This window comes from Blastomonas aquatica (genome assembly GCF_014639875.1).
GTDB classification, from domain to species: Bacteria; Pseudomonadota; Alphaproteobacteria; order Sphingomonadales; family Sphingomonadaceae; genus Blastomonas; species Blastomonas aquatica.
Map to the genome: position 1 here is coordinate 1 of NZ_BMGD01000004.1, position 24,166 is coordinate 24,166.

Here is a 24,166-nt window from a genome sequence, read left to right on the forward strand (position 1 = left end):
GAGCATGCGCTGGAGGCTGTGGCGCGGCGGCTGGCGGGCGTCACGGCTGCGGTCGATGGCTTTGCTGAGCGGCAGCAGGATCTGCTTAGCCGCGATTACAGCGAAGACCTCGCCTTGATCCATCAAAGCTGCGAAGACCTGCGTGAGACGATCGATGCGTTGGCGCAGAAGCCCGCGCTGGTGCTGACTCCCGAGATGATAGTTCAGCAGATCGAGGCGGCGGGGCGGCAGGTGCGCAAGGATGCCGATCTGGCTCTGGCTGCCGTCCACAACAATCTTCAGAATGCGATCAGCGCTCTCGCCAGGATGACAGGTTCGGTACGAACGGTGCGGCAGCAAAACCAATGGCTTGCCGGGGCTGCTGGTTTAGCTCTTGTACTGGGTACGATGGGCGGGTCGATCATCCTGCCTGCGATCGACTGGGTTGTGCCAGAAGGCTGGCTGTGGCCTGAAAAGCGGGCAATGTCGGCATTGCACCGTAACGGGTGGGCAGCAGGAGAACGCTTGCTTCTGGTCTCCGATCCGGAGCGCTGGAAGGCCATCCAGGCCGCGGCAACATTGTCGGAGGCAAACAGCGGCGCCATCAAGAGATGCGCCAGGCGCGCCGCAGACCGGAAACTCCGAAGCGTCGGTTGCACAGTTGAGGTAGAGGCACGAGATTACTGAATTGCCCCACTTGAGCTCACCACTGGACCTCAAAGATTGTAACGTGGTGCCCAGCATTGGATAGAGTCTGCGGCAGCTTTGCGCCCCAATCTCGGTCATTAGGCGGATCGTCATCGCTTCTCGAAAGCGGTCATAAGGGCTTCGCTGCAAGAGCGTCCGCTTTATTTCGCGCGAACCAGTTGGAGCCCGTTCTTTGTTCTTGGCCAATTACGGCCAAGGAGAATGACGATGACCTACTCTCACCTTGACCCTGCGATGCAAAATCGCTTGGCCTGGAATGCTGGCAAAAACGTCGGTACGAAGCGGCCTCTCACTCAGAAGCAGATCTGGGCGATCCGGTTCTTCCTCGACCGCGAGGAGCGACTGCGCGACCGCGCGCTGTTCGATCTTGCCATCGACAGCAAGCTGCGTGGCTGCGACCTCGTGAAGCTGAAGATCGGCGACCTGGTAGCCGGGACGGATTTTCGGACGCGGGCAATGGTGATCCAGCAGAAGACGGGCCGACCTGTGCAGTTCGAGATCACCGCCGACGCTCGCGGGAGCCTTGCGACATGGCTCCAACGCCGTCGCGGTTCAGCTGAAGACTATGTGTTCCCCAGTCGGCTCGATCAAAGCTCCCCAATGAGCACGCGCCAATATGCCCGGCTAGTAGATGAATGGGTGACAGCCATCGGACTGCGGCGCGAAGACTATGGCACGCATTCGATGCGGCGAACGAAGGCCGCGATGATTTACCGTGCAACAGGGAACCTACGCGCAGTGCAAATCCTGTTGGGGCATACCAAAATCGAAAACACCGTTCGCTATCTGGGCGTCGACGTGGAGGATGCGCTGATCCTTGCTGAGCGTACGGAAATCTGACTATAAATGCGGCCGTCGGGGATTGCCCGATGGCCGCTATCGGGGAGCGCAGAAAACCTTAAATTCGACGGAAACTGGGTGGTTAGCGGACCTATTGTGCGCATCGCTCCAAAGTTTCGATGGCCGACGAAGAGAGTGGCTGATTATGGCGGATCCTGGTTTTGACGGTGCCATCTGAAGGCTGCACCGAGAGGCGCATCTGCCCGTCGGCTGAAAGATAAGTCATCCCTATTTGGCAAGGCGTCCGACCGGTGCTTCCCCAACGGCATATACTAATTGGCTCGAGGTCACTCTTGATCTGCCTACTCTTGCTGGAAATGCACTCCATCACATTGCTCAAGCTTCGCTCACTCACATAGAGCGTTGTCAAGGCATACTCATCCCCCCGCACGAAGTTCGAAACCAAGACTACAGCGACGAGACAAGCGAAGATAGCGAACAGAGTTTTGATCACGGCGTGCCCCTGAAGTATTCAACCAGACAATGCGTTGTTTCGCCGGAGGCCTATGCAGTCAACGTCCGAAATGGGGTCGCTTTGCGAATTTCCGGTTCTGGCAAAAAATCCGTTGAAGCTGCCCGGCGGGTTTGAGGAGCAGGTCGAACCCCGGCTCATGGCCGCACTTGGGTGGATTTCGGACGCTTTCGCATCTATCGTCGCATGATGCGAAAACTGATTATTGCAGTCCTTGCCTGCTCTGCTTTTGCTTCACCAGCTTGTGCGGAGCCGAACCTTGAAAAGGGTTTCGACGGTGCGCTGCGCGGGTGCGAGGAATGGCTGCTAAATCCCGCAAGCTGGGCAGAGGGAGCCCGCCAATTCATCGACGCTGTCGGCCTTGGTGAGCAGATGGGGCTTGTTGACCGAGTGGAAGAGGTGAACCTGCCACCGCTCGAACTTCGGCGCGCGAACCACTACTGGCGCATCAATTCGACGACAAATGCAGGCTATGTCCTCGTTGTCTCCGACCAATTGCCAATGTGCCACATCACTGGTGGCGGCGGCGCAGACCTTCAGCCGAGCATTCAGAGCGTCCTCGCCTCAGATGAATTTAACCGAAGGTGGCAATCCGATAGGTCAACTGTAAAGAACGGCATGGCAACGACCGTTTTCCGCAACAGAGAAGAACCGGCCTTGTCCATCACCATCAGCCGAGCGGACAAAGCGGGTCAGCGATTGGATAGGGTGCAGGTGTTGGCGACTGCCGTCTACGAGATGGGCGGCTAATACCCCGACCCCATGACCGCAACGGGGTCGCTCCCAGAGCTGCAGGAAAAAGCGACAAACCGAAAAAATCGGCCTGGCGGCTTGCGACCCCGTTTCGGACATTCGCGATCGATGCTAAGCGTTGAGACATGCAAGTCAGTCGTATTCTCCTTGCCGCTCTAGTAACTTTACTTAGTGCTTGTGGCCCGAGCGGCCCGCCTTCCACTCCATTGTTCATCGGCGTTCAAGGTAAAAGCTACGCTGAGGGAACTCAACTGATCCAGAACCGTGTGATCACACGATTTCCCAAGGGAAGTTCGGAAGTTGCTCTGAAGAAATATCTGGAAGAGCAGGGTCTGCAAATTGAGACGAACTCGCGCTTGCCTGAGCCATACGCGGGTCGCGCTTCGGTGAAATACGGGGGATCGATTTGCGGGAGCCAAATCCGCGTGATTTGGATGGCAAACGAGGCCGGAAAGGTCGACAGCATCGACGCCTTGTATAGTGACAGCGGTTGCCCTTAGGGTCCGGAAACCACCCACAGATCGCCATTCAACACGGTTCGGTGCGCGCCCAAGACCGGACAGGCACCTATCGTAGCGATTCCGCCAGAACCGGAAATTCTTTTGCCGACCCCTTTGTGGTCATTGCAGCCTGCGGTAAGATCATGGCCATGAGACGCATTCACGCAGGCAGCCTTGTCCTCGTAAGTAGCTTGCTTGGTTGCCAATCGGGCACGCCTAGCGCGGAAACAACGCAGCGCGTTGTCGAGGAATCGCAAGCACAGAGTGTCTTTGGTGTAAAACCCAACTGGCTGAAGTTTACCGATAAGCCTGAGCTTTTTGATCGGGTGCGTGACCAAGCCTATAGCTATTGTCTGTCAGGCGGACGGATCAATATGGAATGTGCTGACAAGCAGGACGAAGCAGTAGAGGCGTCTGTGCTCGCGATACACATTGCTTCCGCTCAGGCGGAGATGACGAACAAAGACGCCTTGGGCACCAAAGAGAGATGGGTCGCCATTAACCCGGATATAGCGCCGCGTGTGGCGAAGGAATGCTGGTCACTCTACGAGGAGCATGGGGCATCAGACGCTCGAATCCTGGCGGTATGTCTTGGCAATCTGACAGACTATTCGCCGCTCATTCAGCTGCCCGTCGCGAATTGAAGCGGCCATTCCGCAAACCACCCAGTTTCGGCCATGGGACGCCCTGCGGTGGCTGGCTGAAAGCTGACATGCAGCTTCAGCCATTCGGTGGCCAAGACCTGCCATTCAACAACCGGCCCAATTGCCGACCTTCCGCTGATGGGACTTTGCTGCCGTCTACTAGCGCATTGCGAACGTCTGATTTTGCCAGGAACTGACCTCCAGCGCTCACCCGAACGATATTGAAGATCAACGGAAAATGGGCTAAACGCGTCGAATTGTAATTTTGCGGATCGACCGGCCTAGGGCCACGCTTCGTTGACCCTTCCGGGGACCGCAGGTGACGCACGTTTTTGTAGTGCATCCGCCATTTCCGTTGGCTAAATTGCGCGCTCAACTTAGATTGTGGCTGTCGCAAACTGCGGGCGAGGCTTTCATCGAATGGACGAGAAGACCGGATCATTTCGACCCGAACCGGGTGAGGGGTATTTCAGTGGCCTTGTCGCCCTCAGTGTGCGGTCGCCAGCCAACCGCATTGCCACGCAATTCCCTGTCAATCTGCTTCTCGAACTCGACGAGCATATCCTTGAAGTCGCCCCGCAACCTGGGTTCCTTCAGCGCGTAACCCAGCGCTTCTCCTTGCCGTCAGACAGCGCGCCGTCGCCGATCAGACTCGCCATCCGTCTGCGCCATTGCACAGTGCGTTACCTAGAGGACGGGGTCTCGGTGATCGCCGAGACGAAGTACCGCAGCCCGATTGAAGTGGGCAAATACACCGAGTCGACGTCAGAGAATGAAAAGGCAAAGCGCGAGAGCAGCGTCAGCGCCAATTCCACGTTGAAGACCGGAGCGACGCTCTCTCGTCCCATATTCAGCGTGCAAGGCCAGGTCGAAGCCGACGAGGACTGGCATGGAAACAACAGCACCGAGCGCGCGATCAAAGTGACCAAAGACCTCTATGAGGTTGAGGCAATCCCGAATGGCTGGCGTGTCGGCGACCGACAACTCGGCGACCCGCTCAAGCGTGGCGCCCTTCTGAGCGGCCCCTATTTCGGGCGGCCCCAACCCGACTATGACTATACCTGCTGGGTGGAGTTCGCCGATCAAGCCGATGCCGGCTCACTCACCGTCGTCGTCGCCGTCCACGATGGCCTGCAGGTCGAGCGGCTCGACGGTCACATGGCGACCGACAACGACCTCGACGCGGCGGAACGCGCAATGCGCGACAAACTCGCAGCCATCCGTATCGAGCGCGACAAGGCGGGGGCGGGCACTATATCTGACGCTCAGGGTGAAATGCCGCTTTATATCGTCGTTTGCCGATGCGAACGTGGTGATGATCTTGGTGCCGAGGCGGGCGAGGCGCCGCGTCTCGTGCCGTCTCCGACAGCTTTGCTCGAGGGGCCACCGCCGAGGCCGGCCGCCAAAGCGAAGCGTGCCCGGGCTCGTTCGCCACGGGCGAAGCCATGACCGGCTCGTCCGGCAAGGCCGCTCTAGTGGAGGATCTGTACGCGCTCTACGCGGAGCCGACGGGACTGTTCGATCATATGGTGGAAGCGGGAGGTCTAGATCCCGCGACCGATTTTCGCGATCGTGACCTTCGCACGATGTTGTTTCGCGGCGCGGATCTCGCAGGCTTCGATTTCTCGCGATCTAACCTTGTCGGAACCGCTATACGCCGCGCGCGCCGCGTCGACGCCTCGACCAAACTCGACGGCGCACTTCTCGACGAGCTGGATCAGGCGTGGCTTGCGCGGCGGCTCGATGGCGAGGGCCGATCTCGTCCAGCGCCCGCCGTTCTCCTGTCGCCGGTCAACAATCCCTTTGCGCCCGGCGCCGGTACTTTCCCACCGTTGCTCGCGGGTCGCGCAGACATCATTGAACGTGTCGAAGTCAGCTTCCAGCGGCTTCGACAGGGACGACCGGTACGCTCGTTGATCCTAACTGGCCTGCGCGGTGTCGGAAAGACGGTGCTACTTTCCGCGATCCAGGCGGTCGCTGAGCGCGACCACATGATCGTCGTGCGTCTCGAATCGATCGGTGAGCGGTCGCTGCCAGGCGCACTTGTGCCACCACTGAGACAGACCCTGCTCGCGCTCAGCGAGGGTGCACCTAATAAAATGGATGTCGAGAAGGCGCTCAGCGCCCTCGCAAGCATTGCTGAACTCACGTCGCTCGATGAGGAATTAAGTGGGGAGATCAGCGGATTGACGACCCCCGAACTCGCGGACGATAGCGACCTGTACTTCGATCTTTCAGACCTTTTTTCGACTCTTGGAGACATAGCTGAAAAGCGCGGGTCCGGTTTCGTCCTGATAATCGATGAAATGCAGTATCTTGCAGATAAGCAGCTTGCCGCGCTCATGGCCGCGCTGCACCAGCGATCACAGAAGGCGCGTCCGGTTATGATCGTGGGTGCCGGACTCCCGATATTGCTCGGCAAAATTGGGTCCGTCATGTCCTATGGTGAGCGGCAGTTCGAGTTCATCCACATCGGCCCGCTCGACGAAGTAGCGACGAACGATGCCGTTCTTGGTCCCCTCGTAAAGGAAGGGGTCCTGATCGAACCGGACGGGCTTGCCGCGATCTACGCGCACACAGAGGGTTATCCCTATTTCATCCAAGAATGGGCGCTCCACAGCTGGAACGAGGCCAAGGTTTCGCCAATCACCCGTGAGCACGTCGAGCGCGCGACCACGGCGGCATTGGCGCATCTCGACGAGAATTTCTTCCGCATGAGGTTCGATCGGCTCACCCCGTCAGAGATGCGCTATCTTCGGGCGATGGCAGAGCTTGGCCCGGGACCGCACCAGAGCCAGGATGTCGCAGGGGTCCTCAATTCGAAGGTCGTCGGCCTGGGACCAGTCCGTGGGAGCCTGATCAGAAAGGGCATGATATATTCCCCGACCCATGGTGAAACGGCTTTCACCGTCCCGCTCTTCGACGACTTCATCCGACGCGCGATGCCGAGCCTCTAGCGAGCCCGCCAGTATGGATTGCAAGGCCGCGACGGTAGCATGAATTTTTTTGACATGCTTGGATCGGAAGCGCCCGAACCGCGCGTATAGGGTCAGGGCTCACAACCACTGTGTGACGGCAGCCGCGAGATAGATAGCGCCGAGGAAATTGACGGCGAGTCAGTCGCATCGGGCGGCATACGGCGGAAATCCTTGAGGCGGCAGAATATACACTCGACGGCATTGCGGCCTTCGCAAAGCGGGCGCGAGGAGCAGGTTCTCCAGTGGCGCTTTGCCTTGGAGGGGATGTTTGGCGCTGCGCCCAAGCGCTCGATCAGGTCCCGGATGGCGTTACTATCATGGGCCATGCGGGCAAGTATGATCGTGCGCAGCTCGAAGTTGTCGAACAGGGGGTCGGATGCACAGCAGGCCGCGATATTGCCGCTGGTTAGAAGGAAGCGGAGCGGTCGGCCGTCGCCACCTGCAAGGGCATGGAGCTTGCAATTGCAACCACCCCGGCTGAGCCCCATGGCTTGAGAGCACGCCCCCGTTTTCTATCGCCCGCCGAGCGGAGGGCCTTTATATGATTGCGATAGATCTTGTGGGCTGCTCATTACTGCCAGACATTTTGGCGCACAGCCTGAGGGTAATCCTGCCGAAAGCTGCCCTCCAGAGCCCGATTGACGAACGGCTCGTTTTGGGTCGGATGCTGCCGAAATATTGGGGCTCAAACCCTGTCCATAACTCGGTCAATCGCAAGCCAAACTCTGCTGAGTGATTCTCGAAAGCAAGCAAAGCTCAAGTTCGAGGAAATTCCATCGCGGAGTTCAATCGAATCTCGCCTTAGGTTTATCGTTCGAGAGGGTGTTGGAGAGCCTTCGCCAGCCATGGCGCACAAACTTTTTTGACAGCCCAGATGTTACCTAGGGCGTTACCTAGAGCCATTTCCCGTCAATCTGACGAAAAAGGTAACCCGGCAACCATTTGAATTTAATAGAAAAATGGTGGACGCACTTGGGCTCGAACCAAGGACCCGCTGATTAAGAGTCAGCTGCTCTACCAACTGAGCTATGCGTCCATTCCGTGGCGGCGTGGTTTCGAATCAACCGCCGCTCGGGAGAGCGCTGCCTATAAAAGATTGGGCGCGGATGAAAAGGCTTTTGTGCGGTTTCCTGCGATTTTCTGGTCACCACCCGCGATCGCGAGCACAGCAACGGCGATCAATCGATCACCCGGCCGCCGCTGCCGCTGCTTTGGCGGGTGTTGTGTGCGATCCCCATCAACAGTCCGATGCAGATCATGATCGTCATCATCGATGACCCGCCATAGCTGAGAAAGGGCAGGGGGATACCGACGACCGGGGCCAGGCCCGTCACCATCAGCAAGTTGATCGCGATATAGAAGAAGATCACCATGGTCAGCCCGCCGCCAGCAAGCTTGCCGAAGCGGCCGGGGGCATTGAGTGAGACGAAGGTTGCCCAGCGCAGTAACAGCGCGAACAGCCCGATAACCACCAGCCCGCCGATCAGCCCCCATTCCTCGGCCATTGTCGCAAACACGAAATCGGTGTGGCCCTCGGGCAGGTATTCGAGCTGATTTTGCGACCCCTGCAGATATCCCTTGCCGCTAATGCCGCCCGATCCGATCGCGATCTTGGACTGGCTGATATGATAACCAGTGCCCAGCGGATCGCTCTCCGGGTCGAGAAAGGTCAGGACGCGGTTCTGCTGATATTCCTTGAGCAGGAAGAAATAGGCGACCGGCACGAATGCGGCCCCCGCAAGCCCCGCGCCGATGAACAGCCTCAGCGGGACTCCAGCAAGGAACATCACGGTCACGCCGCCGGTGACGATCGCGATCGAGGTCCCGAGGTCAGGTTGGGTCATCACCAGAGCGAAGGGGATCCCCATAATCACGAGCGGCGGCCACACCGCTCTCCAGTTGCGCGCCTGCCCGATGGGAAGCAACTCGTAAAACCGCGCCAGGGCCAGCACCACCAAAGGCTTCATGACCTCTGAGGGCTGCAGCCGAATGAACCCCAGATCGATCCAGCGCTGGCTGCCGCCCTTCACCGCCCCGACCAGCTCGACCAACAGCAGCAAAACGGCGACGACGATGTACCCGGGATAAGTCCAAAGCTTGATGAAGTCCTCATTGAACAGCCGGATCACCAATGCCATGATCAGAAACACAGAAAACCGGATGGCGTGCGTACCGGCCCAAGGAGAAAGGCTGCCGCCGGCTGCCGAGTACAGCACCACCACCCCGAAACCGGCGATGCCCAAAGTGATGCAGATGATCTGCCAGGGCATTTCTGCGATCGGGCGGGGGACGAAGCCGAACATGTCAGCCTGTCGGCTCGTCAGGCGGGGTCTGCGGCGCGCGCCCCTCGCTGCGGGCGCGGAACGCGGCAAATTCGGATGCCATGCGCTCTGAGATATTGCCGCCCCATCCAGCCTCGAGCGCGAGCAGACTGTCCATCGCCTTTTGCGGATCGAACATATAGGTCATGAAATCCTTGGCGACCGGCGCAGCGGCGCGCGATCCGCCAAGTCCGTGCTCGATCACCACGGCGGTAGCATAGAGCGGCTGCTCGACCGGGGCAAAGCCTATGAAAAGCCCGTGATCGCGGTATTTCCAAGGAACCCCCGCACCGCCACGGCTCCCCGAGCCAAACCCGCGGACCTGCGCGGTTCCGGTCTTGCCCGCCATCGTGATGCCTTCTAGCGGCAGCTTGCTGCGCGCGGCCGTCCCCTGGCTCACCACCTGCGCCATGCCGAGTTGCGCGATGGCGAGATGCTCGGGGGAATAGGGCAGGGTGGGGGCGAGTTTGCCGTTGGGGATGAAGTGCGGATATAGCTTTCGACCCGATGCGATGCGGGCGGTCATCACCGCCAGCTGCAGCGGATTGACGATGACATAGCCCTGACCGATCACCGCATTGAGCGAATCCGATGCGGTCCACGCCTGCTTGTACTTGCGCAGCTTCCATTCGCTGTCGGGGATCGTGCCGTACCGCTGGTTTGCACCGGCCAGATCGAATTCCTCGCCCAGTCCAAGTTCACGCGCGACCATCGCGATCTTGTCGTACCCCAGCCGGTGCGCCTGCGCGTAGAAATAGGTGTTGCAGCTCTTTTCAATCGCGCGGGTCATGTTGACCGGCCCGTGGCGGCCGAGACACTGATAGAAGCGGTTGCCGAGGCGATAGCCGCCGGGACAGTTGACCGTCTCGTCGGGATCGACCCCGTTCTGCAGCGCCGCGATCGCAGCCATCGGCTTGAGCGTGGAGCCGGGCGGATACAGCCCGCGGGTCGCCTTGTTGAGCAATGGCACTCGCTCGTCCTGCGACATCATGGCGTATTCCAGTCGCCCGATACCATCGGAAAAGCTGTTGGGATCGAAACACGGCATCGAGGAGAAGGCGAGGATACCTCCGGTCTGGCAATCGATCACCACCGCCGCGCCCGACTCGCGGCCCATCCGCCGCGCGACGAACTCCTGCAACCCGCCATCGATTGTGAGCTTGAGCGGCTTGCCGGGAATATCCTCCTGCACGCCCAGCTCGCGCACGATCTTGCCACGCGCGGTCACCTCGACCTTACGCGCACCTGGCTTGCCTTGCAGCTGCGGCTCGAAATACTGTTCCAGACCGTCCTTGCCGATCTTGAACCCCGGGGTGATCAGCAACGGGTTCCTGTTCTTTTCGTATTCCTCGGCGTTGACGATGCCGACATAGCCCAGCAAGTGCCCGACTGCGGCTCCTGTGGGGTATTGGCGCGAGAATCCTCGCTGCGGTGCGACACCGGGGAGATCGGGCAATCGCACGGATAGCGTTGCAAAGTCCTCATAGGTCAGCCCCGATGCCACCGGTACCGGCTGCAACCCTCGCGCATCCTTCATCGCGGTGCGCAGATCCTCGACCTTGTCGGGTGGCATTTGCAGGATATCGCGCAGCTGTTCGATCGTCGCATCGACATCCTTGACGCGCTGCGGAATCAGATCAACCCGGAAATCGGCCTTGTTGTTCGCCAGCGGTTTGCCGTGTCGGTCGATGATCCAGCCGCGCCGAGGCGGAATTAGCGTCAGGTTGACCCGGTTGCTCTCCGACAGCATTTTATAACGCTCGTTCTCGACCACCGAGATGTACGCCATGCGTGTCGCCAGAATGGCACCTACCAGCCCCTGCGCACCACCGATCAGCGCGGTGCGGCGGTTGAATGTGACATTGAGCGAACTGCGGGTGATCAGCTTGCCGGGTCGTTTCATGGCGTTGGCGCCTTCACCGCTTCAAACGGACATGGTCGAGCCTTGCTACCAGTCGCAGCACCAGGGGGAAGGTGAAGATTGCAAGTATCATCTGGGGATAGAGCACCGACAGGTGGATATCGCTCACGAGAAAATTGTTGATCGCAAGGCCGCCTGCGAGCGCGACTATAATCGACACCGCCGCGATGAACCAGTCCTGCCAGTAATTGCGCCAGATATAGCGCTGATCGATCAGGTTGATCGCAATCAGGATGATCGACCACAACAGCACCGCGCTGCCGACGGGCTGACCGCCGACTATATCATCGAACACGCCAAAGGGCACGCCGACCCAGACCGGCCAGAGACCGGGGCGCAAGATCTGCCAGGAGATCAGCACCATCAGCCCGAACGGAGGCAGGACCGGGGCGGATGCGACCAAAGGCAGTAGCGGGGTCATCGATCCGGCAAGCACCGTCGCGATCGGTATCGAGGCCCGGCGCAAGGGGGAGGCTTCGCGGTTGAGCCGGGCACGATAGGGTGCCTTCATGGCTGCGGCGCGCCGATCGCTGGCACAGGCTGTGACGGCGCAGCGGGCAAGGGGGCGGCGGGCATAGAAGATACCGGCGGGAGCTCGCTCGGTTCAGGGGCGACAAGTTCGGGCTCGTACATTTCCTGCACGATCACGAAATCGGTGCCGGCAGGGTTGGCGAGCAGCTTGCCTATCGCGCCGTCGCTGGTGAGCCGTTCGATGATCGCAACCGGTACGTTGGGGGGATAAATGCCGCCATTGCCCGATGTCACCATGACATCGCCCACCTTGAAGGGGTTCACGCCGATGTCGATCAGCTTGATATCCACCCGGCCATCACCACGGCCCTGCGAGAAAGCGACAACGCCATCGCGCGCGCGGCGCACAGGCACAACGTTTTCGGTATCGCTGAGCAAAAGCACCCGCGATGTATTGGGCCCGGTTTCCAACACCCGTCCAACCAGTCCGCGCTGCGCCCGCACCGGCTGGCTGCGCTGCACGCCCTGACGCGAGCCGACATCGATAGTGGCATAACGCCGGCTGCTCGAGGCGCTGGAGTTTATCAGCCGCGCGGTAGCGACCGGCCGGCCTTCCTGCTTGATCAGTCCCAGCAGGCGGCGCAGTTCGCGGTTTTCTTGGCGGAGCGCGCGCGCTTCGATCATGCGGACGCGATTGCGTTCGACCTCGCGCTGCAACTTGGCATTTTTCGACCCTGCCTCAAAATAGGCAGAAACCTCGCGCCAGCCGCTCTGGGTGCTTACCCGAATTCCGGTCAGCAGCCGGGCTGGTGGCGCAGTGACCTCGGCGGTCATGCTGCGCACGGCGGAAAAGGCCGCTGGATCGAAATAGGACAAAGCAAGCAGCAGCAATCCAGCGAACGCACCGGTAAAGGCCAGCAAATAGCCGGTGAAAATCTGCAACTGCGCCTTGCGGGAGAACCCGGGGCGCCGGTTCCGCGGCGGCGCCATGCTGTGCTCGCCCGTCAGGCGGTCATCAGCACGCCCCGGAAGATCGGATCTTCCATGGCGCGGCCGGTGCCGATAGCAACACAGGTCAGCGGGTCTTCCGCAACCGAGACGGGCAGGCCGGTCTCTTCACGCAGATGCGCATCAAGGCCCTGGATTAGCGCCCCACCGCCGGTGAGAACGATGCCCTGATCGACGATATCGGCGGCGAGTTCGGGCGCGGTGTTTTCCAGCGCGATGCGTACGCCCTCGACGATCGTGCTGATCGGTTCGGACAAAGCTTCGGCGATCTGGCCCTGGTTGATCGAGATTTCCTTGGGGATGCCGTTGACGAGGTCACGGCCCTTGATCTGGATGGTGTGGCCGATGCCGTCTGCAGGCGCGACCGCAACGCCGAAGTCCTTCTTGATGCGCTCGGCGGTGGTTTCACCGATCAGCAGGTTGTGGTGACGGCGGACATAGGAGACGATCGCCTCGTCCATCTTGTCGCCGCCGGTACGCACCGAGGTGGTGTAGGCCAGACCACGCAGCGAAAGCACAGCGACTTCGGTGGTACCACCGCCGATATCGACGACCATCGATCCGATCGGTTCGGTCACCGGCATATCCGCGCCGATGGCTGCTGCCATCGGCTCGACGATCAGCATCACCTGGCTCGCGCCTGCATTCGATGCCGCATCGCGGATCGCGCGGCGCTCGACCGAGGTCGAACCCGAGGGCACGCAGATCACGATCTCGGGGTAACTGAACATGCTCCGCTTGCCGTGCACCTTCTGGATGAAATACTTGATCATGTGCTCGGCGACTTCGATGTCGGCAATGACGCCGTCACGCAAAGGGCGGATCGCCTCGATCGAATCCGGGGTCTTGCCCATCATCATCTTGGCATCGACGCCCACGGCCTTGACCCGCTTGATGCCGTTGATCGTCTCCAGTGCCACTACTGAAGGTTCGTTCAGCACAATCCCCTGATCCTGGACGTAGACAAGCGTGTTCGCGGTGCCCAAGTCGATCGCCATGTTGTGCGAGCCGAACCGGAAAAGTTTGGAGATGAACGACATGCAGACTTTCCAAAAATCAAAGTGGCCAGGAACCATGCGCAGGCAGTGGCAACCGCGCTGTTTTGCAAGCGCAAGAGGTCTCAGATCGGAGGCTAACCCGAGAGCCCGGCCAGACCAAGCGTTGATATGCGGGGAACTCGGGAGTCGCGTCCAAGGCGCGCTTGGGCTAGGACCGAACCCATGTCAATAAGAAGGCTTCCAAACGCACTGATAAACCGGATCGCAGCGGGCGAAGTGGTGGAAAGACCAGCCAGTGCGTTGAAGGAACTGGTTGAAAACGCCATTGATGCCGGCGCAGACCGCATCACTATCGCGCTGGAAGACGGCAGCCTTGGCGGGCTTGAAGTGATCGACAACGGCTGCGGCATGACCCCCGACGACATTGCGCTGGCGCTCGAGCGCCACGCGACATCCAAGCTCCCCGATGACGCCATCGAACTGGTCGCAACGCTGGGTTTCCGCGGAGAGGCGCTGCCCAGCATCGCCAGCGTGGCGCGGCTCTCGATCTCCAGCCGCGTGGCGGGCGGCGATGGCTGGCGGCGGGTGGTCGATCATGGCGAGGTGGTGGAGGACGGTCCGGCTTCGGTGCCGCCCGGCACCCGCATCCGGATGGACAATCTGTTTGGCAATGTTCCTGCGCGGCGCAAGTTTCTGCGATCTGCGCGCAGCGAATATGCCGCGTGCAGCGATGTGGTGAAGCGGCTCGCCATGGCGCGGCCCGATATCGCGTTCAGCTTCGAATCGGATGGCAGGCGCGTGTTCTCGGTTCAGGCGGGCGAAGCGCGACTCACCCGCATCGCCTCGCTGACCGCACGCGGACTGGCCGACAACGCGGTGCTGCTCGATTTCGAGCGCGAGAGCGTGCGGCTGACCGGGGTCGCAGGCCTGCCGACCTACAATCGCGGTGTCGCCGATCATCAGTTCCTGTTCGTCAATGCACGGCCGGTGCGCGACCGGGTGCTGGTGGGCGCGGTGCGCGCTGCCTATGCCGAAATGCTGGCGCGCGACCGACACCCGGTGGTGGCGCTGTTTCTCGACGTTGTGCCCCAGGATGTCGATGTCAACGTCCACCCCGCCAAGACCGAGGTCCGGTTTCGCGATGCCGCTATGGTGCGCGGCATGATCGTCTCCGGCCTTCGCCGTGCACTCGATGAGGGCGGCTTCCGCGCGGTGCAGCGCCCGGCAGAGGGCGCGCTGTCGCGCTGGCAGAGCGAGGCTGCTACACCGCCGCCGCCCGAGCGCGATATGTTCAGCGCAGCTCCGGCCATTGCACTGGCGCCCGCCGAGGAACCGGCGTGGCTTGCGGCCGCCGGGATAGCGGGCGGGTTCGCCGAACGCAGCCAGCCTTATATCGCCGCAGCCCCGATGGGCCGCGCCGAGCCGTCTTATGCTCCGGTGCCGATGGCCGAGCGCTATCCCTTGGGCATCGCGCGCGGGCAGATCGCCAAGACCTACATTGTCGCCGAAGCCGAGGACGGTCTGGTCATCGTCGACCAGCACGCCGCGCACGAGCGGCTGGTGCTCGAGCGGATGCGCAAGGCCGCAGACGGCGGGCGAATTGCTTCCCAGGCGCTGCTGATCCCCGAGGTCGTCGAGCTCGACGAGATTTCCTGCGACCGGATCGAACAGCGCGCAGGCGAGCTTTCGGATTTCGGGCTGGAGGTTGAGCGCTTCGGCCCTGCGGCGGTGCTGGTGCGCGCGGTGCCGGCGATGCTGGGCGGCGGCGATGTGCACGGTCTGGTGCAGGACATCGCCGACGAACTTGGCACATTCGATGCGGCGCTTTCGCTCAAGGAGCGGCTCGATCTGGTCGCCTCGACGATGGCGTGCCACGGATCGGTCCGCGCAGGCCGCGTGCTCTCGGTCGCGGAGATGAACGCGCTGCTGCGCGAGATGGAGATCACCCCGCATTCGGGCCAGTGCAACCACGGGCGGCCGACCTGGGTGAAGCTGGCGCATAGCGATATCGAGCGGCTGTTCGGGCGGAAGTGATCGCAAGCAAAGCTCCTCACAGTCTGCCAGAGGCGAGAGGCACGAGGCTTTAACCTCGTGCTTTGGCGCGCTAGGGTCGATTGTCTGTCCCAAGTCTCCGGAGCATCCCCATGCGCATCGTTTTCCTGTTTCCAATCGCCTTGCTCGCCGCATGCAGCAGTCAAACACCCGCTGATGATTCGACTGGAACGCCCGATGGGTCGAGCGGGAACGCGCCTGCTGCCACCGCGGCTGCAGGTAGCGGGCCTTCAGCCAGCGGGCCTGCGACCTCGCAAGCCGCCGTCCAGGCCGTCGATGCCGAAGGACCGAAGCTTGAACCCCTGCTGTCCAACGCGATCACCGAGGCGGGTCTGGTTTCTGCGTCTTGCAGGTTCAGCCCGGCACAGGGCGCGCTGCCGGTCCTGGTCGCGAGCACGACCGGTGGCAATGGCATCATCTCGGTCGCAGGCAGGCAGATCGATGTCGCGCCTTCGGGCGCGGTCGCGCTGACCGGTGGCAGCTTCGCAGCGCCGGGTGTGACGATGATGGTCTCGGCCTCGGGCAACGCTGCGGGTAGCACAGCCAGCATGCAGGTCACCGGCGCCGATGGCGCGGTGTTCGTCTATCGCGACGGGATCTGGTTCTGCAACTAAGTGCCCGAAGGCGTCATTCCTCGATCGGCGCTTGCGGATTGCGCACCATGATCAGGCCGTTGCTGCGCATCGTCATCACCGGTTCGTCGTTCTGGTTGAAGACGGTGAGGTCGGACTTGAACAGGCCCATTTCGGGGCGCTTTTTCGAGCGGCGCTTTTCGATGACCTTGGATTCGCAGCGCAGCGTATCGCCGGGATAGACCGGCTTGACCCAGCGCAATTCGTCCATTCCGGGTGACCCGAGCCCCGCCTGCTTGTGCTCCTTGAGGTTGGCGACCAGCATCGCCATGGTCATCGCGCACGTATGCCAGCCGCTGGCCGACAGCCGCCCGAAATGGGTCTTGGCTGCCGCCTCGTCGCTAAGGTGAAACTCCTGCGGATCATATTTCGAGGCGAATTCGATCACCTCCTCGCGGACGACGTCATAGCGGCCGAAGCTTTGGGTGACGCCGATTTCAAGATCTTCAAAATACATCATGGCCATGAGTTTCGTTTGGCAACCTTGAAACTGCAAGCGAATTATCGGGTGACTATACCCGAAAGCGTTGCGACAGTGCCATCCGTGGGGAGCGGGTCGAAACCCGCAAGCCTGGCAATCAGCGGGTAGACATCGACATTATCGAACACCGGCAGACTCGGCGTCGGCGTGATCGACGGGCCGAACGCCATGAACAGCGCCAGCATGTCGGGATCGGCATTGTCATAGCCGTGCGCACCGCCGGTGACCGGATTGCGCGGCGGGCCCGAGAGGATGGTCCATCCGGGGGCAGCCAGGCAGATGATCGCTGCGACACGTGGGTTCTTGCCATAGTGCAACCGCGCGGGAAGGTCTTCCTTGCGATAGCACTGCATGTGGTCGTGTGGCTTGAGCAACGCATCATGGACGCGGGTGTCGGTGCCGGTGACCGGCTCGATCGCGCCATAGGGCCCCATCTCGACCGCGATATAGCTCGCCTGATCAATCAGATCGTCAAGCTGGATCACGCGGTCTTCGGCCATCTGCGCCATGCCATGGTCGGCGGTGATGACGATGTTGGCTTCGCGGCCCATCGCGGCGATCCCGGCAACGAGATCGCCGATCCGCGCATCGACCTCGGTGATCGCAGCATCGAGTTCGGGTGACCGGCCCGGACCGAAGCGGTGGCCTATGGTATCGACGGTATCGAAATACATCGTGATCAGCTGGGGGCGGATCTCGGCGGGGCGGCGCATCCAGTCCAGCACGGTGTTGACCCGCTGCGCGTTGCCGATGTTCTGGTCGAAGCGCATCCAGTCGCGCGGTCGCAACTTCAGCCCGGTAGCAGGGTCAACGCTCGCGACCTCGCTGCCCGGCCAGAACATCGTTGCTGCGCGGATGCCTGCCTTTTCGGCGGTGATCCACACAGGTTCGGCCTCGCTCCACCAGAACGGGTCGAGCGCCTGCCGGGCATCGCCCATGCTGAAGATCTGTCCGGGGCGGCGCGGATCCATCATTGAATTGCCGACGATGCCGCTGCGGTCGGGCCGCATGCCGGTGACGATGGTGTAATGGTTGGGGAAGGTCTTGGTCGGGAAGCTCGGGCGCATCGCGGCGGCGACGCCCTTGGCCTTCAGCGCGTTGAGATTGGGTGTAAGGCCGCGGTCGAGATAGTCAGGGCGCATCCCGTCGATCGAGATCAGGATGGTCGCGGGGTGCTCGGCTGCCTGTGCCGTCGCAGGTTGTACTGTCGCAGGTTGTGCTGTCGCAGGTTGTGCAGTCGCCTGCTGGGCTCCGGCAGGCAAGGTTGTCGTTAGTGCTGCGGTCAAGGACAGCGCGATGAATGCGCGGAAGGTCATCATGCTGAAACTCCTGTCATACGCGCCCCGGGGACACCGTGCGCGACCTCGGCGGTGGCGCGACGCTTGATGGTGTTGGTCTTTGTCGAAACCTTGTCGACCACCTGAAAATGGCTGAGCCACGCATCGGGACTGACCTCGCATACGACATAGCCCCGCTGGTCGTTGAGGAACTTGAGCTCGGGGTTGTTGGTCATCATCAGCTCGCTGCCATAGCGCAGGTCCGATCCGTCACCGCCACTGCTGATCGATGTCGAGACGATCTCGGTGCCAACCACCTTATCGCGATGAACCAGATCGCCGACGAAATTCTGGTGCTCATCGCCCGTCAGCACGATGACATTGCCGAGGCCTGCCATCCGGTCCAGCATCCGCTGGCGCGGCACTTCGTAAGCTGCCCAGCTGTCCATGTTGGCGATGCGCGTGTCCTCGTTGGCGGCGCGCCTGCGATCAAGGCTCATCATCATGATCTGCTGCGCAAGGCAGTTCCAGCGCGCCTGGTTGCCCGAAAGGTTCTTGGCCAGCCACGCTTCCTGTTCGGCACCCAGAACCTGCGCATTGCGGTCGTTCACGCCCTCGCATAGCGGCTTGAAGCCATCGTCGCAGGCCTGGTCGCTGCGATACGAGCGGGTATCGAGCAACTGAATTTCCGCGAGATTGCCGAAGCGCGCGGTGCGATGGAATTTACCGGTGCCAAAGCGCGGCATATTCGCCTTGCGCACCGGCATATGCTCATACCACGCCTGCAATGCTGCGGCCCGGCGCAGCGCGAAGGCTTCGGCAGGCGAGCCGCTACCGCTGATGCCCGCGACCCAGTTGTTCTCGATCTCGTGATCGTCGAACGTGGGGAAGAAGCTGTGCGCAGCATGCGCGCGTTGGAGATCAGTGTCGGTCTTGTACTGCGCGTAACGCTGGCGATAATCTGCGATATCGTACAGCATCTGCCCGGCATGCTGGCGCACCGGCACCTGCAACCCGCCCCCGAAATAGTTCGAGCGGGTTGGGCTACCGCGATATTCGTAAATATAGTCGCCATAGTGGAATACAAAATCGAGCTCTTCGCGCGCGAGATGGTTGTATGCGCCGAAATAGCCGTCCTCGAAATTCTGACAGCCGACAACACCGAACTTCAACCTGTCCATAGCTGCGCCAGCGAGCGGCAACGTGCGCGCGCGGCCCATGAAGCTTCGCTCGCCGCCCGCAGTGAAACGGTACCAATAGGGCCGGTTGGGTTGCAGTCCGGCGACCTCGACATGCACCGCGTGCGCCATCTCGGGCCGAGCGATCGCTTCGCCCTTGGCCACGATCGTGGCAAAGCGATCGTCGCTGGCGACCTCCCACTCGACTGGCATCGGACTCATTGCCATGCCGCCATGCTGCTCCAAAGGATCGGGCGCCAGCCGGGTCCAGATCACGAAGCCATCGGGCGAGGGATCCCCTGATGCGATACCCAGTGCGAACGGAAACGTGCGGAACACACTTTGAGCGCGCAGCAATCCGGGCGCTGCAATCAGGCTCAGCGGAGCGGCGGCGATGAACAGACGGCGAGAGAGCATCCGGCGATGTCCTTCATGGCAGGAGAACGGTGCGTGAACCCCTAGGCGAGATATCTGGCAGTTCGATGACGGTTGGCAGATTGGACTGCCCCGCCGCGATCAGACGTTGAACTTGAAGTGCAGCACGTCGCCGTCCTGCACGACATATTCCTTGCCTTCCTGGCGCAATTTGCCCGCATCGCGTGCGCCAGCTTCACCATTGAGCGCGATGTAATCGTCAAACGCGATGGTCTCGGCGCGGATGAATCCGCGTTCGAAGTCGCTGTGGATCTCGCCGGCCGCCTGCGGACCTTTCGAGCCGACCTCGACCGTCCAGGCGCGCGCTTCCTTGGGGCCGACGGTGAAGAACGTGATGAGGTGGAGCAGGTCGTATCCGGCGCGAATCACGCGGGCGAGGCCGGTCTCTTCCAGACCCAGATCGGCGAGGAATTCCATCCGGCCGTCCATGTCCATGGTGATCAGCTCGGCCTCGATCGCGGCGGAAACCACGACGGCTTCGGCGCCCTCGGCCTTGGCCTTCTCGAACACCCGCGCGCTGAAGTCGTTGCCGTGTGCGGCGCTGCCTTCATCGACATTGCAGACATAGAGCACCGGCTTCGACGTCAGCAACTGCGCCTGCGCGAGCACGCGCGCTTCCTCTTCGTCCGCCGCCTCGGTCAGCCGCGCGGGCTTGCCCTCGCGCAGCAGCTCGAGCGCCTTGCCCAGCACCGATGCGCCGATCTTTGATTCCTTGTCACCCTGTTGACCGCGCTTGACCAGGCCGGGGACGCGCTTTTCGAGGCTTTCTAAATCGCTCAGCAGCAGTTCGGTCTCGACCGTCTCGGCATCCGAGATAGGATCGACCTTGTTCTCGACATGCTGGATGTCGTCATCCTCGAAGCAGCGCAGAACGTGGACAATCGCATCGACCTCGCGGATGTTGCCGAGGAACTGGTTACCTAGTCCCTCGCCCTTGGAGGCACCGCGCACCAGGCCTGCAATATCGACGAACGCGAGCTGGGTCGGGATGATCTTCTGGCTGCCCGCGATCGCGGCCAATTTGTCGAGCCGGGGATCGGGCACCGCGACATTGCCGACATTGGGCTCGATCGTGCAGAACGGATAGTTCGCCGCCTGCGCTGCCTGCGTCTCGGTCAGCGCGTTGAACAGCGTGGACTTGCCAACATTGGGCAGTCCGACAATACCGCATTTGAAACCCATAAATATCCCAGTCTGAAAGTAGGACCGGTCAGAAGACCGGCAATCGCCGCGCCCTAGCGCTATCGCGCTGGCAATTCCAGTGGCAGCATGGTGGAGGCGGCACAATAGGGCGTCGCCAGCAGCGCCGCGCCCAGCCAAAGGCCCAGCGGAAAGCTCATCCCTGCACCGACCAAGGGCACGGGAAACCAGCCGAAGACCGGGGCGATGAAAGTCACGGCGCAATAGAGCGCCAGGGCGCGCGCCGCGCGGTCATTCGTTCCGTAGGTCCAGAACACGATGGTCAAGGTGGCAAGCGTGGTGACTGCAAGCGCGGCCAGCGCGGGGTGGACCGATAATGCCAGCGATATAATCTGCTCGACTTCGGCTACCGGCTCCAGAGGGTCGGGGCTCAGCGTCGCAAGGATGGCCAAGCCGATCAGAACCAGGGCCTGCGCTGCGACGCTGGGCGAACGATTGGGGAGCAGCCAGGCGAGACAGGCGAGCACGAAGCCCCAGGCCTGCGACGCATCGGGCTGCAATGCGATGATGGCTGCGGTCATGACTGCGATGGCCTGCGCGAACCGGTTTCCTGGACCCAGCCGGGCGAGCGCGACGATCACGGCGGGGAGGACCACGCCTGCCGCATTGATGGACAGCGGTCCGATCGCCAGCCAGCGGTGCACGCCGAGCTGATCGGGGCCGAGCAATGTCGCGGCGATCGCAGCCGCCCCACCGATTGCGACAATCAGCCACGCACCGCGCTGCGGGCGAGTGCGAACGATCGCCAGTGCGAGGAGCCCGCCGACACCCCATGCGGCAAGGTTGGGTCCCCAGCGAATGGTGGGCGTCCCGATGCTCGCCATGGTCACCGCGCCGCTGATCGCGGCGAGCAGCGATAGGATGGCAAAGCCTGCCAGTGGCCTGGAGCGATTTCCCGCCGATTGCGGGTCGATCACGGCGTTCATTCCTGAAGACGAAGTGCCACGTCGTTCATGAAGCGTGCGTCATCGTCCTGGGCGAGCCAGGCGGCTTCGGCAGCGATCGCGCCCAGCATGTCGGTGAGCTCGTCGAGTTCGGTCTTGTGATAGTTGCCCAGGACATGGCCAGTGACCCTGTCCTTGTTGCCCGGATGGCCGATGCCGATCCGCACCCGGCGGAATTCAGGCCCGATGTGCTGGTCGGTGGAGCGGAGGCCGTTATGGCCAGCCGTGCCGCCGCCGCGTTTGACCTTCACCTTGAACGGCGCAAGATCGAGTTCGTCATGAAAAACGGTAACGGCGTCAGGTTCGAGCTTGAAGAAGCGCATCGCCTCTCCAACCGCCTGGCCGGATTTGTTCATGAAAGTTGCGGGTTTGAGCAGCAGCAGCTTTTCGCTGCCCAGCCTGCCTTCCATGGCCCAGCCCTGGAAGCGGCGTTTTGGAGGTTCGAAGCCGTGGACATCGGCGATGGTGTCCAGCGCCATGAAGCCGACATTGTGCCGGTTCATCGCATATTCCGCGCCGGGATTACCGAGGCCGACCCAGATTTGCATGGGATACTCCCTCTCCCGTTGAGCTCCGCTCGTCTGCGGCTCAGGGGAGAGGGTAGGGGAGAGGGGACTGCCTAAGCAACGTCGCCCTGACTCCCCCTCTCCCAACCCTCTCCCCTGAAGGGGAGAGGGCTAAATAGCGGATTACGCTTCTTCAGCTGCCTCATCGGCAGCTTCGCCGTCGCTCGACTTGAGCGCCGAGGGAGCAACGATGGTGGCGATGGTGAAATCGCGATCGGTGATCGCCGATTCGCTGCCCTTGGGAAGGGTCACCGCAGAGATGTGGATCGAATCGCCGATATCGGTGCCGGTAACGTCGACTTCGATCTGGTCGGGAATCTTGGTTGCGTCGCAGACCAGCTCGAGCTCGTGGCGCACGACGTTGAGAACGCCGCCACGCTTGAGACCGGGCGAGGCTTCTTCGTTGACGAACATGACCGGGACCGAGACCTCGACGGTCGAGCCCTTGGCGATACGCAGGAAATCGACGTGAAGCGGACGATCCGACACGGGATGGAAAGCCACGTCCTTGGGAAGGGTGACAACCATCTTGCCGTCGATTTCGACTTCAACGATCGAGTTCATGAAATGGCCGGTGCCAAGCATCTTGTTCAGATCGCGCTCGGCGATGTGAATGGCTTCCGGTTCTTTCTTGTCGCCGTAAATTACGGCGGGTACACGGCCTTCGCGGCGGAGTGCACGGGAGGCTCCCTTGCCTGCCCGATCACGCAGCTGGGCCGACAGGGTAAGCGTATCGCTCATAGACTGTCTCCAGATATTGGGTGGTCGTTCAATCCCCCCGCCACGCCTCCAGGGATGACCATGACATCGGGGAAGCGCATGCCCTTAGGCGTGACCACGCCCAAATGCAAGCTTTCTGGCGGGCAATGCTATTGCAGCCGAGTGACGGTATAGCCCTGCGCCTCGAGCAAAGCCTGGACGCTATCGTCCCCGGCCAGATGCGCTGCCCCCACCGCGACGAACGGACGTGCCCCCAGCTTGAGCATATCGGTGATCTGACCGGCCCAGTCACGGTTCCGGCGGACCAGGATCTGCTCGCGGATCTGTGGGCGCTGAAGCAACCCGCGGTTGGCGGCCTCGGCCAACCTGGCGGTATCGCCAGCGAGCCAGCCAGTCACCATCTCACGGTATGCCGCAGGTGCGTTTTCCGCATCGGCGATGACGCTGATCAGCATCGCGCGCTGGTCGTCCTCTGGAAGTTCGTCGAAATAGGTAAACTGGCGGGCAGGGGTTTCCAACCCGATCACCGCCTTGTCACGGCTGCGATAGCGCTTGGCGAGCACGCGCTCGACCCCTGCTTCGCGCACCATATCGAGGTTGGCGGTAGCCGCGCCCGCCAGCGTGATGGCTGCGGCCCAGCTCTCGAGCGTTTCGAACTTGGCGGGGTTGACCCGGCCCTTCTCGCGCAGCTTTTCACCGGCTGCCCGCAGATCGGGCGGCAAGCGCTCGGCAAGCGGGGGTTGCCCTTCGCTGTTGGCCATGGATTGGAACACCCGGGTGATCTCGGCCGAGTCCTCAAGCCCTACGACCTCGAGCACCAGCCGGTCGCTGGCATCCATCGCCTTTTTCATCCGCGGCGTGATCCATTTGATGTTTGCGGGCAACGCATGGATGCCGCCGAACAGCCACGCCTCACCGTCGGGACCCTCGACGTGCCACAGCGCTGGGGTGCCTTTGTCGGGACCATCCCACGCCGCCATTGATGGAAACGCGCTGCACGCCTGGGCAAGCAGCAGCAGCGGCAACATCAGCCAGCGGGTCAGGACATGGTTCATGCGGCCCTAATTAGGGATGGTGGTGCGCAAAGG

At 61.7% G+C, this 24,166-nt stretch carries 21 protein-coding genes and 1 tRNA gene; 8 read left to right on the forward strand and 14 right to left on the reverse strand.

Going from position 1 to position 24,166, the window contains the following annotated elements; translation table 11 throughout:
* The 6 genes from IEW00_RS11840 to IEW00_RS11865 form a co-directional block, all read left to right on the forward strand.
* A partial coding sequence (locus IEW00_RS11840; protein ID WP_188514635.1) for a DUF6118 family protein occupies window positions 1-666 on the forward strand: 666 nt, incomplete at its 5' end.
* 228 nt (window positions 667-894) lie between these two features.
* The gene (locus IEW00_RS11845; protein WP_188514916.1) at window positions 895-1,527 is read left to right on the forward strand and encodes a tyrosine-type recombinase/integrase; all 633 of its coding nucleotides are present in this window, start codon (window positions 895-897) and stop codon (window positions 1,525-1,527) included.
* A 658-nt stretch (window positions 1,528-2,185) separates the two neighbouring features.
* On the forward strand, window positions 2,186-2,749 hold the full coding sequence (locus IEW00_RS11850) for a hypothetical protein (RefSeq protein WP_188514636.1): 564 nt from the start codon (window positions 2,186-2,188) through the stop codon (window positions 2,747-2,749).
* Window positions 2,750-3,293: 544 nt separating this feature from the next.
* Window positions 3,294-3,896 (forward strand): hypothetical protein, encoded by a 603-nt coding sequence (locus IEW00_RS11855; protein WP_188514637.1) that lies wholly within the window; start codon window positions 3,294-3,296, stop codon window positions 3,894-3,896.
* Window positions 3,897-4,316: 420 nt separating this feature from the next.
* Window positions 4,317-5,345 (forward strand): hypothetical protein, encoded by a 1,029-nt coding sequence (locus tag IEW00_RS11860; protein WP_188514638.1) that lies wholly within the window; start codon window positions 4,317-4,319, stop codon window positions 5,343-5,345.
* Entirely contained in the window at window positions 5,342-6,853 is a 1,512-nt protein-coding gene (locus IEW00_RS11865) for an ATP-binding protein (RefSeq protein ID WP_229737002.1), read from the forward strand. Before IEW00_RS11860 ends, IEW00_RS11865 begins: the two co-directional genes overlap by 4 nt.
* A 981-nt stretch (window positions 6,854-7,834) precedes the next feature.
* On the opposite strand, the gene IEW00_RS11870 is transcribed toward IEW00_RS11865, so the two are convergent.
* From IEW00_RS11870 to IEW00_RS11895, 6 genes are all read right to left on the reverse strand, one after another.
* Window positions 7,835-7,910: transfer RNA gene (locus IEW00_RS11870), tRNA-Lys, on the reverse strand.
* Window positions 7,911-8,052: 142 nt separating this feature from the next.
* On the reverse strand, window positions 8,053-9,177 hold the full coding sequence (gene rodA / locus IEW00_RS11875) for a rod shape-determining protein RodA (RefSeq protein ID WP_188514639.1): 1,125 nt from the start codon (window positions 9,175-9,177) through the stop codon (window positions 8,053-8,055).
* A 1-nt stretch (window position 9,178) separates the two neighbouring features.
* The gene (gene mrdA, locus IEW00_RS11880) at window positions 9,179-11,098 is read right to left on the reverse strand and encodes a penicillin-binding protein 2 (RefSeq protein WP_188514640.1); all 1,920 of its coding nucleotides are present in this window, start codon (window positions 11,096-11,098) and stop codon (window positions 9,179-9,181) included.
* Window positions 11,099-11,111: 13 nt separating this feature from the next.
* A complete protein-coding gene (gene mreD / locus IEW00_RS11885) occupies window positions 11,112-11,627 on the reverse strand; it encodes a rod shape-determining protein MreD (protein ID WP_188514641.1) in 516 nt (171 codons plus the stop codon).
* Window positions 11,624-12,577 (reverse strand): rod shape-determining protein MreC, encoded by a 954-nt coding sequence (mreC, locus tag IEW00_RS11890; RefSeq protein ID WP_229737003.1) that lies wholly within the window; start codon window positions 12,575-12,577, stop codon window positions 11,624-11,626. The genes mreD and mreC overlap by 4 nt, the downstream gene beginning before the upstream one ends.
* Window positions 12,578-12,591: 14 nt before the next feature.
* On the reverse strand, window positions 12,592-13,635 hold the full coding sequence (locus tag IEW00_RS11895; RefSeq protein ID WP_017670842.1) for a rod shape-determining protein: 1,044 nt from the start codon (window positions 13,633-13,635) through the stop codon (window positions 12,592-12,594).
* 180 nt (window positions 13,636-13,815) lie between these two features.
* On the opposite strand from IEW00_RS11895, the gene mutL reads away from it, so the two are divergent.
* Both mutL and IEW00_RS11905 read left to right on the forward strand, forming a co-directional pair.
* Complete coding sequence (gene mutL, locus IEW00_RS11900; RefSeq protein WP_188514642.1) at window positions 13,816-15,627, forward strand: DNA mismatch repair endonuclease MutL; 1,812 nt, start codon at window positions 13,816-13,818, stop codon at window positions 15,625-15,627.
* 110 nt (window positions 15,628-15,737) lie between these two features.
* Window positions 15,738-16,259 (forward strand): hypothetical protein, encoded by a 522-nt coding sequence (locus tag IEW00_RS11905; RefSeq protein WP_188514643.1) that lies wholly within the window; start codon window positions 15,738-15,740, stop codon window positions 16,257-16,259.
* A gap of 13 nt (window positions 16,260-16,272) precedes the next feature.
* Here the strand turns inward: IEW00_RS11905 and IEW00_RS11910 are convergent, their stop codons facing one another.
* From IEW00_RS11910 to IEW00_RS11945, 8 genes are all read right to left on the reverse strand, one after another.
* Window positions 16,273-16,737: a MaoC family dehydratase gene (locus IEW00_RS11910; RefSeq protein WP_188514644.1), complete on the reverse strand. Its 465-nt coding sequence runs from the start codon at window positions 16,735-16,737 to the stop codon at window positions 16,273-16,275.
* Window positions 16,738-16,778: 41 nt separating this feature from the next.
* The gene (locus IEW00_RS11915; RefSeq protein WP_188514918.1) at window positions 16,779-18,074 is read right to left on the reverse strand and encodes an alkaline phosphatase family protein; all 1,296 of its coding nucleotides are present in this window, start codon (window positions 18,072-18,074) and stop codon (window positions 16,779-16,781) included.
* Window positions 18,074-19,630: an alkaline phosphatase D family protein gene (locus IEW00_RS11920; protein ID WP_188514645.1), complete on the reverse strand. Its 1,557-nt coding sequence runs from the start codon at window positions 19,628-19,630 to the stop codon at window positions 18,074-18,076. Before IEW00_RS11920 ends, IEW00_RS11915 begins: the two co-directional genes overlap by 1 nt.
* Before the next feature lie 99 nt (window positions 19,631-19,729).
* On the reverse strand, window positions 19,730-20,830 hold the full coding sequence (ychF, locus tag IEW00_RS11925) for a redox-regulated ATPase YchF (protein ID WP_188514646.1): 1,101 nt from the start codon (window positions 20,828-20,830) through the stop codon (window positions 19,730-19,732).
* 59 nt (window positions 20,831-20,889) lie between these two features.
* Entirely contained in the window at window positions 20,890-21,765 is an 876-nt protein-coding gene (locus tag IEW00_RS11930) for a hypothetical protein (RefSeq protein WP_188514647.1), read from the reverse strand.
* Between the two features lie 5 nt (window positions 21,766-21,770).
* Window positions 21,771-22,340, reverse strand: coding sequence for an aminoacyl-tRNA hydrolase (pth, locus tag IEW00_RS11935; protein ID WP_188514648.1), 570 nt, complete (start codon window positions 22,338-22,340; stop codon window positions 21,771-21,773).
* 141 nt (window positions 22,341-22,481) lie between these two features.
* Window positions 22,482-23,099, reverse strand: a complete 618-nt coding sequence (locus IEW00_RS11940) for a 50S ribosomal protein L25/general stress protein Ctc (protein ID WP_188514649.1) — start codon at window positions 23,097-23,099, stop codon at window positions 22,482-22,484.
* 128 nt (window positions 23,100-23,227) lie between these two features.
* Window positions 23,228-24,133 (reverse strand): TraB/GumN family protein, encoded by a 906-nt coding sequence (locus tag IEW00_RS11945; protein WP_188514650.1) that lies wholly within the window; start codon window positions 24,131-24,133, stop codon window positions 23,228-23,230.
* Between the last annotated feature and the right edge of the window lie 33 nt (window positions 24,134-24,166).